The organism is Methanosarcina sp. KYL-1 (assembly GCF_024372725.1).
Lineage (GTDB): Archaea > Halobacteriota > Methanosarcinia > Methanosarcinales > Methanosarcinaceae > Methanosarcina.
The window spans coordinates 1-10212 of sequence record NZ_VOUA01000034.1 but is presented as its reverse complement, the minus strand read 5'-3'; the positions used below and the strand labels follow the sequence as shown (position 1 = coordinate 10212).

The following is a 10212-nucleotide window of genomic DNA, read 5'->3' as shown; positions in this document are numbered from 1 at the left end:
TATATGGTGGTAAAAGTGTCTGGGAATCCTCAAAATTTTGAGTTTATTGATAACTATCTATCAAACAAAGAATTGAAAAATCCAGACTTAGAATTATTAAAACCTGGATCTCAATTGTATAAAACCTTACTTTTTCAGCCATGTGGAGAAATTGAATTCGGCGATTATTTTGTAAGAAACCTAGACACAAATATATCAAAGAAAAAGTTTGAATCTTTTTTTGAATTAGCGATTCGAAATAATGTAAATCTTGCCATAACTCCTGAATATTCTTGTCCATGGAAAGTTATTGAAAGTTTAGTTGAAAATAATATTTTTCCACAAGAGCACAATTTATGGATAATTGGTTGTGAATCCATAAAGCAAAAAGAATTGAAAGAACTGATGAGAAGATATAAGGATATTGTCTGGATTTTTGAAGAAGATATCTTGCAAACAGAAGAAGAAGATATGTTTTTGGACCCTGTGTGCTATTTTTTTAAAACAAGGAACATAAGGACAAGCTTATTGGCAAATGTTGTGCTTGTTCAATTTAAAACTCATCCGATGAGCGGTTCTTTTGAAAGAGATCGATTAATATTAGGAAAAAAAATATACATATTAAGGAACGATCAAGATTCGATTTATCTGATTACTCTTATTTGCTCAGATACACTAATTTTCAAAATGGATACTCTTCCATGCGAATTGAACATGACCTACTTAGTGATGCACATACAACTAAATAAAAAACCATTTCATGATTTATTTTCAGGACATCGAATTAGATATTATCAACTAGGGAGTAAAAAAAGAGAATTTCTCTGTTTGAATTGGGCTAGAAACTCAATTATGAACAGAGAGTTGTTCAGCTTATATGGAGGAAGTGCGCTATACACAAAATCAGATGAAATAGACCTACAAGATGAAAGGATATGCAAAAACCATAATTTAGGTTTATATTACTCACATTGGCCACCTGCTCATGCACACATTTTTTTCTTTAATTATGACGAATACGTTTTTGAATATAAAAACACAAAAGCTCTTCAAGAAGGAGACACAATTCAAAACCAAGGAAATAGTGGCCCACAAATGAAGAGAGCTTATAAATGGAATGATACAAATGGCAATGGATGGGAAGAAGTAAATCATTTGATGGATGAAAACTGTGTATTATTATGTGAACATTGTGTTAACTACTGCCCGCTGAAAAATACAAATTTGACACCAATTAATAAAGAAAGATTAATCGCACTGTCAACCGGAAAAGCAATTTCTCCCAACTGGATAAAGCCCAAGAATATTACATTTTTTAAAACAGTCAGGAATAATCGAAGTAATGAAGTCAACAGAAGACTAACTTTCTTACAAGATCCAGATGAAGAAGTAAAAAGTTTAAAGCGTCAAACAATGAGAGATTTTCTTAAATTATACAATATAATCGACAGCAAGAGCAGTTTTCCAGAGATTCTTTGCGATTTATCAAAAGATTGCCTTGTAAAATACGAACCAAATGCCAGTTTTGAAAGTTATATGTACAACTTATATTCAAAAAATAGTAGAGCAAAAGCTTCTGTCTCTTACATAGGGGATGAAACAGAAGCACTTGCAAATTCAGTCTTCGTTGAAATGTCTAAGTTGTTTATAGACCAACAGCCAAGAGTTGTTGTGTGGTATGGGGAGGCAAACCGAGCAAAAAATATTTCAGGAGACATCCCCACTTATAAAAGAAATACAAACCGCCCATTAAATTCTATTTTTAAAGGTGGTGAGTTAAATTAATCCAAATAATTTACGCGAAATATTGCAGAAATATTTTGACAAGATTGATGATGTCCCAGACTTTAATGATGTTTTAAGATGTGAAAAACAATACAGAAGCATTCCTTACCAAATATTTTACTTTGACTTTTCTAATAAATGGTTGAGCAAAAATTTTGATATAAGGGAATACTTAATGTCTTTATTCACTGAGGATTATTATTCAAATCAAGGATATTTACAATGGAACTATTATTTAGTATTCTTATATTATATGAATGACACAGTTGAAGGTAAAAAAGTAAGTAAGATAATTGAAGATAAAAATATAATAGATCTCGAAAAAAATGAAGAGTTTGCCAGAAAATACTTTATCGGGTATGAAAATTTAGATAGTTGGTTGATCGAAAAATATCCTGTTACCACTTTAAATACAACCGAAATTAGTCAAGATTTAAGCATTTCTTGGATCAATATGCTTAAAAATAGCAATCTAGATTGTGTTTATTCACGAAATATAAGTGTTAGAGACGGCGTGAAAAATTTTATAACCGGTCGCTATACAAAAGAACCGTATGAAGAATTTGTAACACTCTCCCAGTGTGCCTTGGATATATTGGTACACAATTCAAACTCAAGTTATTCAGAAATTTTGGAAATTGTAGAAAATTTAACGGAGTATTTATACAGTGCAGGAGAATATGAAAAAGTGCTGTGTCTTTATTATCAAGTACTTAAAATCAAGGGAAAAGACGTAGGTAAAGAATACGCTTCTGTTTCAAAAGCACTGAACAATCTAGCAGGGTTATATCGTCAGATGGGTGAATATAAAAAAGCACTTTCATTTTATCAGTGGGCACTTGATACTCAGGAAAGGGAATTAGGACAGGAACATCCACATGTTGCAACAACACTTAGCAATCTAGCAGGACTCTATCGTCAGATCGGAGAATATGAAAAATCACTACAACTTTATCAGCGAGCACTAAATACTCAGGAAAGGGAATTAGGACTAGAACACATTGATGTTGCAACAACACTTAGCAATCTAGCAGGACTCTATAGTCAGATGGGAGAATACGAAGAAGCTCTACAACTTTATCACCGAGCACTCATTACTCAGGAAAAAGTTTGGGGGCCAGAACACATTGGTGTTGCAACAACACTTAGCAATCTAGCAGGACTCTATACTCAGATGGGAGAATACGAAAAAGCTCTACAACTTTATCAGCGAGCACTTATTACTCAGGAAAAAGTTTGGGGGCCAGAACACATTGGTGTTGTAACAACAATAAGCAATCTAGCAGGACTCTATAGTCAGATGGGAGAATACGAAAAAGCTTTACAACTTTATCAGCGAGCACTTAATACTCAGGAAAAAAAACTAGGGCAGAAAAACCCAAATGCTGCAACAACATTTAGCAATCTAGCAGGACTCTATCGTCAGATGAGAGAATACGAAAAAGCTTTACAACTTTATCAGCGAGCGCTCAATACTCAAGAAAAAGCTTTGGGGCCAGAACACGTTGATGTTGCAATAACCTTGAATAATGTAGCAGGGCTCTATAGTGAAATGGGGAAATATGATGAAGCTCTCCAACTATTTGAAAGAGCCATTGAAATAATCGAAAGAAAACTAGGTCCTAATCATCCTTACTGTGGAAAAACCATGAATAACCTCATAGCTCTTTATGAGAAAATGGAAAGAGATAAACACATATTCTGATCTGATTAATTTCTGCCAGCTTTAGACTCAATTAATACAGACTCAATTAATACAGACTCAATTATAGAATCCACCCTCTCCTTCAATACTTCCCCGTCATCTTCGCAATCGCCCTGTGGACCCCGTGTATGCTGATGTCGCCTCCGAGATACATCATGGGGCAGTGTTCTGTCATGCAGTCGAGGCCCTGGGTCTTGCAGGCGGCGAGGGCTTTTTCGGTTTCGGTTTTCCAGTGGAACCAGATTTTTTTTACGCCTTTGCCTTTCAGGGCAGGGATGAGGTCTGCAGGTTCGGTTTTTGTTATGCCGATCACGACGTGGTCGATGCCCACGGGCAGGTCTGATGCGCTTTTTAAGGAGCCGGGTTCCGGGGAGTCGGACAGGTCCACGACGTAGACGTTTTTGCCCCGGTTTTTGAGTTCGGATATGGCCCATTTCATTGCGGGCTTTGTTTTGTCGGTGATGAATGCAAAAGTTTTGGCGTCCCAGTAGCTTTCTCGTTCGGATTTTTGTGGTTCCATCTTGAATTCCCCCTATTGATTCCTGGATAAACATTCGTCTTGTTTGTATAAAAACGATGATGTGCCGCTCTGAGCGGCAAAAGAATGAATTTTTGGAAAGGATTCTGGAAAGAGTTCTGGAAAGGGTTCCGGAAAAATCATACCGGATTATGCTGTAGGTTATGCTGTATAACACCTTTTTTGGCAGCCCTGTAGGACTTCTCTGCAAGTTCCGCACTTCCCTTTATTTCCACAATTTCCATGTTGAAGGTGCGGGCAAAATCCTGGACGTTTTTATGGAAATCAGGGTCGTATGAGAGGCCGGTATTGAGTTTTACAACTTGTGAGTATCTCGGGTCCTTCAGGTAACTCTCGTCGAAATTCCGGGATTTCTTCCTTTTTTCTCCCATTTCTTTCCAGCTCGAAGCCCACATGGGCGTGAAGTAGAGGGCGCCAGTTCCCCTGCAGGCGTACATGATTTCGTCGTAGGCGGCGTTTCCCCCGAGGGCGGCGCTTATGCAGTCGGCAACGACTTCCCCGTTCCCGTCTTTCAGGCAGTAAAGGGGGCACTCAAATCCCGAAAAGTCCTCTTCCAGATTCTCAAAGGCTTCTCCGCAGCTGCAGTAAAAGATGAGGATTCCGTCCGAGAACGCTGCCATCTCCCTGATCTGCCCGTAGACTTCGGACTTGAGGAGATCGAGATCGTCATGAAGCCCCAGCCTGAGCGGGTTTACGACCACCGTTACCCTGTGAGCCGCTTTGAGCTTCAGCTTCTCGTGAATTTCCCTGAAAAAAGGAAGCTTGAGCAGAGGTTTTGCAAGCGCCGTGAAGCCGGAGCCGGAGCCGGAGCCAGAGCCGTGTCCTTTTCCCAGGAGAAAAGGGACTCTGTCCAGGGGCGCTGTTCGGGGCAGGCAGTTTTCGGACCTGAGTTTCCGGAGCAGCCCGAAACTATCCCTGCCTTCAACCACAATCAACTGCTCCAGTTCCCTATCCCCCGAAAGGATATGTGCAAGTTCATCCTCAAACATCCTGCAGGCGATAATACTCAGTACGGGCATGTGAAAACCTTTTTCCGGCTGTTTTACGCTTCCGATTTTCAGTTTTATACTCTCGTAAATGAATGGTCCATTCAATAAACTCGATAATTTATGTTTTTGGTTTATTTCAGAAAATCGAATGTAAATTTTTAATGGGTTATCGAAAAAGGACCCAAAATTTCAGAGCATAAAAAATAAAAAATGAAGGGGCAGTGCCGGAGGGGAGTTCCGGTTACTGGCCCTGGAGCCTCTGCCCGGCAGCCTGGAGTGCCCCGCCAAGGGCTTTTGCGATCTCACAGTTCTGGTTGCATTTAGAGGCACATGTGCAGTACTTGGGGACGTTTTCCATCATCCACTGGCCAAGGAAGCCGAAGGCTTTGAGCTGTTCTTCATTTGCGTTCTGTACGAAGTTGTTGATATCTCCTAATTCCATGAATTATCACCGGTATCAGGAAGGCTGTATATATTTATATACTTGAGCGTCATAATTGTGTACAAATTTCAGATTGTACAGAAAAATAACCTTAAATAAAATTAGTTCCAGTTTATGAGCTGATTTTGAGCTTTCCAGGTTTAGAGGTTTCGAGGCGGATAAAATTGGAGACGATGCAAGGAAATACTGAGATTTATTACAAAGATGAACTTCATTCCATAAAGGAAGAGGTAACTTCTCTCCGGAACGAATTCTCCCGGTTTTTGCAGCGGGCAAACCAGCAGCACATTGACGGGATGCTGGCAGAGATGAGGAAGAACTTCATGAAGCCCATGGTGGACTACCTCTGTGAGGACGCAAACGAGCGGATGCACAACAACATGGACAGGGAATGCGGGATGCGGGAGTTTTGCGAGACGGCCTTCCGGGACTTACTGCAGGAAACTGCCGGGCTCGTCGGCAGGGGAAAGGTCGGGGCTGAGACCGTTAAGCAGTACAGGAGCAAACTCGAAGAGCTCCGGAAAGAAGCAAAAACCCCCCAGTGCAGCAGGTGCTTCTCCGAAGCAACCGGCCTTTTTGAAAAACAGGTCAAGCTCATGAGCTCCCTCCGGATCTACGAGGACAAAGGAGAAGGAAGCGAAAAGGGCGACATCAGTGAAATCGAGCCTGATAAAATAGTCCCCGAGGTCTGCGAGCCTGTGGCAAACAAGCAGCGCCTCCTGATGCTTAAAGCGCTTTCCGGGGAGAGCAAGACCTTTTCCGAGCTTTCGAAACTGACTGGCCTCAGGGGCGGAAACCTGCTCTTCCACCTCCAGAAGCTGCTCGACACCGGAATGGTCCTCCAGAGAAGCGAGCGCGGAGACTACATAATCACGCCGAAAGGATACTCGACCCTGCAGGGGCTTTCCAGGATCTACTCGGAAATCGGGGAAGTGTGAAAAAGGACAAAAAAGAAAAAAAAGAAAAATTTGATAGCTAATTGTGGAAAATCACCTAAAAATTTACCAAAAGGTGGCCAAAAGGTGGCCAAAAGTTGACCAAGCCTGGGTTTGACCTAAAGTCAACCGAAAGTCAACCGGGAAGTCAATCAGAAAGTCAACCGGAAAGCCTCCTCCCTGTCCGCCATAGGCGGCTGGAGGACATTTCACCCGTCGTTTCCTATTGCTTCAACCGGGCAATCTGCTAATGCTTCCTCACAGGCTTCCTTTTCTTTATCGTTTTCCGGCTGCTTATGGACATAAGCATTAGAACCGTCGTGAGTCATTTTAAAATTTTCAGGCGCAGTATCCGCGCACAGGTTGCATGCAATACATTCCTCATCAACGTAGTAAACCCCGGGAACATTGTCACAAACTTTTTTTGTCTTATCTGCCATATTTCACTCCCCTTTTCAGCTTATTATAAGCTAGATTGAATTATAAAGCATTTCATATAAAATCTGGCGCCTGAAACAGGCTAATTCGGCTTTCAACCAGGAAGTGAGTTTGTCGTGGGCAGGGAACTTTTATTGTAACAAAAAAGAATGTTTTTATTAAATAAACTTCTTTTTTATAATTAACAAATTGAAGATATAAGTAATAAGTACTCAAGAATAGAAATATCGGATATTGGAAATCGGTTAGAAATTACCAGCCAGTGGTTATCATTTAGCGGTTATCATTTAGCGGTTATCAGTAAGTGGTTATCAGTAAGTGGTTATCAGTAAGTGGTTATCAGTAAGTGGTTATCAGTAAGTGGTTATCAGTTAGCGGTTATTAATCAGTATAAACTTTAACAGGGGATCAGCATTACTGACAGAAGTACTGGAAGAGATTATCAGGACAGGTTTCCCGGAAAAGGGCGTTCAGGGAAAGATTTGCCTGATTTTTTTGAAACTGATGAGGAGCTGAAGGCGTTCCTGGACAGAATTCCGTCGGTCATCTTCGTGCGGAAAGCCGAGGCCGGGTTCCCGGTGGAATTTGCAACGGCAAATGTTTCCGTTTTTGGGTACGAGGCAGCAGATTTCAGGGATGGGAAAATCCTGTATGCGGACATCGTCCACCCTGAGGACCTGGAAGCGTTCAACTTTGCGGTCATAAGCAATTCAGAAAGGGGAATCAGGGACTATACCCTGGAGTACCGGGTCCTGACTAAGGGCGGGGAACTGCGCTGGGTCGCGGACCGGACGCTTATCAGGTACGGGAAAAACGGGAGGATAAGCCGGTACCTTGGGATCGTTTCGGACGTTACGAAGCGCCGGGAACTGGAACAGAGGCTGGACCAGGAGAAAAAGAAGTTCAGGTACCTGCTTGATTCAGGGGTAGACGCCGTCATAATCCACGACAGGGACGGGAATATTCTGGAAGCAAACGAGGAAAGCTGCAGGCTTTTCGGGTACAGCCGGGAGGAAATCCTGAAGCTCAGCGCCTCAGACGTGGACAGAAGGTACGGAAACTATGTCCCGAAGCTGATGAAGAAGATCTACCAGGAAGGAAAAGCCGTATTTTCAGCCGTCCACACGCGAAGAGACGGCTCTGCAGTCTCGATTGAAGTAAACGCCTGCATCATGGAATATGAGGGAAAAACTGCAGTCCTTGCGGTGGTAAAGGACATCAGTGAAAAGAAACAGGCTCTGGAGGACCTGCTCCATGCCCTGAGGGTCAAAAAAGTCCTGGAAACCGTGGTGAACAACAGCCCTGTCATCGTCTTTTTGAGCGGGCCTTCAGAGCAGAGGCCTATGGAGTTCATTTCCGAGAACATAAGCCAGTTTGGGTACCCTGCGGAGGACTTCAGCTCCGGAAAGCTGGCGTATGCGGATATCGTCCACCCCCTTGACCTTGAGAAGGTCAGGGACACCTTTTTCAGGAGCTATAAAGAGGGGCGCACGGATTTCACCGAGGAGTACAGGGTCCTGACGGGGGCAGGAGACGTGCGCTGGGTCGAGGAGAGGACTTTCATAGAGCTCGATGAGGACGGGGACATCGAATACCTCTACGGGTTCATCATGGACGTTACGGACAGGAGGCAGAACGCAGACTTCCTGCGCCTCCGCTTCGATTTCGGAAGCGCCCTTGCCTCCGGGGACGAGCTCAACGAGACCTTACGGCAGCTCCTGGACATGGCCCTTGAAATCGAGCCCCTGGACTCGGGCTGCCTCTACATCCTGGACTGGGACAGCGGGGAGATGAAGCTGAAACTCTACAAAGGGCTTTCTCCGGGCTTTGCAAAAGCGGCATCGGGCTTTGAGAAAAACTCGGGAATGGCCCGCCTGCTCCAGATAGGCAAACCCGTCTACAGGCATTTTTCCGAACTGAGCACCATGGCCGGTTTGAAGGCCCCACCTGGAGAAAAGCTCCGGGCAGCGGCTTTCATCCCCCTCACATACAGGAACCGGGTCCAGGGGGTCCTGCAGCTGACCTCCCATCTGGCGGATGAACTCCCGGAAACGGCCAGGAACCAGCTTGAGACCATCGCCTTCGAGCTGGGAACCGCAATCGGCAGGATCGGGGAAAAGACCGAGCTCCGGCAGACCAGTAGCGACCTCCAGGGGCTCTTCAACAGCTTAAAAGACTTCATCCTCATAGTGGACCAGGAAGGCTGCATAGTCCACTCCAACCCTGCTTTCAGGAAGCGCCTGGGCTACCCCGAAAAAGAACTCAGGGGGAAAAACATCCTCTCCCTCCACCCCCACCGGAAAGTCCTCGAAGCTGCAAAAAACTTTTCGGAAATCCTGGACGGAAAAACCTCCCTTTACTCCATGCCCTTCGTGGACAAAGAGGGGCTTGAAGTCCCGGCCGAAACCTGGTTCAGCAGGGGTTCCTGGAGGGGACAGGAAGTCCTGATCGCCCTGGCACGCCCTGAGCCTGTAGTGTAAAGCAGAGATGGTCCGGAAAAACGGCCCTGCAGGAAGTTTTTCATCCGGACCAACAGAAATATTTAAATATCAAAATTAAACAGCCTTCAAAAATCCCCGGGCCCAGAAAGAAAAAGAAGAGAGTGATTTTCCTGCAGATTTGGGCAACACTCTGAAAACAAATTTCATTTCAAAAAATCTTATATATATATTTATCTATACTCATTTTTTGGTCCATCACCAAAAAACAGGATAGACATAGCGATTTGAGCCGAAAGGCCCGGAAACACAAAATATGGATGAAAATTGTTTTTCATCCGGAATCTGGGGATTCCATTTTCCTAATATATAAGTATTCCGAAATTATCCTGTTTAGTGGGAGTTAAAACCGCCAGATACCTACATTTGTTTGATGAGGCGTAGCATCCAGGCACCCTCACACCAGTACTTCGGTTCCAAAAAACCCCATAAATCCGAAAACGCCTTTAAACTGATAACCCCTAAAAAGTTCGAAGACTTTGAGGCAGTCTTCGAAGTCAGCAAAAGTAAACTCAGTAACGCCCTGAGTAAGAGTGCATTTAGTGCAACTGCACCACTTTTCCTGTAAAGGGGAAGGCCATGCCAGGGGGGCCGTAAAACAAACACCAGATGCGAACAGAAACAGCAAACGCCTGGAACCGAAAACTGCATACAGGACCGGGCACATAACGCCCAAACACCACCGATCCACCATCTACCACATCCACCAACCCGGTCCTGTAGAGCAGTTCCAGAACTTTTTTGTTGCTTTCTGAATTTACTGATTTCTGAATTTGCTGATTTCTGAATTTACTGATTTCTGAATTTACTGATTTCTGAATTTACTGATTTCTGAATTTACTGATTTCTGAATTTACTGATTTCTGAATTTACTGATTTCTGAATTTACTGATTTCTGAATTT

10 protein-coding genes are annotated in these 10212 nt (G+C 43.4%); 6 read left to right on the top strand and 4 right to left on the bottom strand.

What is annotated here, in order from left to right:
- Positions 1-15 precede the first annotated feature (15 nt).
- Both FTO70_RS16060 and FTO70_RS16055 read left to right on the top strand, forming a co-directional pair.
- Positions 16-1764, top strand: a complete 1749-nt coding sequence (locus FTO70_RS16060) for a hypothetical protein (RefSeq protein ID WP_255336780.1) — start codon at positions 16-18, stop codon at positions 1762-1764.
- 22 nt (positions 1765-1786) lie between these two features.
- A complete protein-coding gene (locus tag FTO70_RS16055; RefSeq protein ID WP_255336779.1) occupies positions 1787-3469 on the top strand; it encodes a tetratricopeptide repeat protein in 1683 nt (560 codons plus the stop codon).
- An 82-nt stretch (positions 3470-3551) separates the two neighbouring features.
- Here the strand turns inward: FTO70_RS16055 and FTO70_RS16050 are convergent, their stop codons facing one another.
- The 3 genes from FTO70_RS16050 to FTO70_RS16040 form a co-directional block, all read right to left on the bottom strand.
- Positions 3552-3989: a CoA-binding protein gene (locus FTO70_RS16050; RefSeq protein ID WP_255336778.1), complete on the bottom strand. Its 438-nt coding sequence runs from the start codon at positions 3987-3989 to the stop codon at positions 3552-3554.
- A 137-nt stretch (positions 3990-4126) separates the two neighbouring features.
- On the bottom strand, positions 4127-5101 hold the full coding sequence (locus FTO70_RS16045) for a DUF1638 domain-containing protein (RefSeq protein ID WP_369694399.1): 975 nt from the start codon (positions 5099-5101) through the stop codon (positions 4127-4129).
- 136 nt (positions 5102-5237) lie between these two features.
- Complete coding sequence (locus FTO70_RS16040) at positions 5238-5438, bottom strand: hypothetical protein (protein ID WP_255336777.1); 201 nt, start codon at positions 5436-5438, stop codon at positions 5238-5240.
- Positions 5439-5611: 173 nt separating this feature from the next.
- Between FTO70_RS16040 and FTO70_RS16035 the strand changes: the two genes are divergently transcribed.
- Complete coding sequence (locus FTO70_RS16035) at positions 5612-6376, top strand: winged helix-turn-helix domain-containing protein (RefSeq protein WP_255336799.1); 765 nt, start codon at positions 5612-5614, stop codon at positions 6374-6376.
- A 206-nt stretch (positions 6377-6582) separates the two neighbouring features.
- On the opposite strand, the gene FTO70_RS16030 is transcribed toward FTO70_RS16035, so the two are convergent.
- Positions 6583-6813, bottom strand: coding sequence for a ferredoxin (locus FTO70_RS16030; protein WP_255336776.1), 231 nt, complete (start codon positions 6811-6813; stop codon positions 6583-6585).
- Between the two features lie 480 nt (positions 6814-7293).
- Between FTO70_RS16030 and FTO70_RS16025 the strand changes: the two genes are divergently transcribed.
- The 3 genes from FTO70_RS16025 (at position 7294) to FTO70_RS16015 (ending at position 10064) form a co-directional block, all read left to right on the top strand.
- Complete coding sequence (locus FTO70_RS16025) at positions 7294-9291, top strand: PAS domain S-box protein (RefSeq protein ID WP_255336775.1); 1998 nt, start codon at positions 7294-7296, stop codon at positions 9289-9291.
- 391 nt (positions 9292-9682) lie between these two features.
- Positions 9683-9877: a hypothetical protein gene (locus FTO70_RS16020; protein WP_255336774.1), complete on the top strand. Its 195-nt coding sequence runs from the start codon at positions 9683-9685 to the stop codon at positions 9875-9877.
- Positions 9852-10064 carry a hypothetical protein gene (locus FTO70_RS16015; protein ID WP_255336773.1) on the top strand — a complete coding sequence of 71 codons (213 nt, stop codon included), beginning with the start codon at positions 9852-9854 and terminating at the stop codon, positions 10062-10064. Before FTO70_RS16020 ends, FTO70_RS16015 begins: the two co-directional genes overlap by 26 nt.
- Positions 10065-10212: the final 148 nt, after the last annotated feature.

Bases quoted from the DNA above. Each gene is read 5' to 3' on its own strand.
- FTO70_RS16050 (WP_255336778.1), bottom strand. From the start codon at position 3,989: ATGGAACCACAAAAATCCGAACGAGAAAGCTACTGGGACGCCAAAACT.
- FTO70_RS16040 (WP_255336777.1), bottom strand. From the start codon at position 5,438: ATGGAATTAGGAGATATCAACAACTTCGTACAGAACGCAAATGAAGAA.
- FTO70_RS16035 (WP_255336799.1), top strand. From the start codon at position 5,612: ATGCAAGGAAATACTGAGATTTATTACAAAGATGAACTTCATTCCATA.
- FTO70_RS16030 (WP_255336776.1), bottom strand. From the start codon at position 6,813: ATGGCAGATAAGACAAAAAAAGTTTGTGACAATGTTCCCGGGGTTTAC.
- FTO70_RS16020 (WP_255336774.1), top strand. From the start codon at position 9,683: ATGAGGCGTAGCATCCAGGCACCCTCACACCAGTACTTCGGTTCCAAA.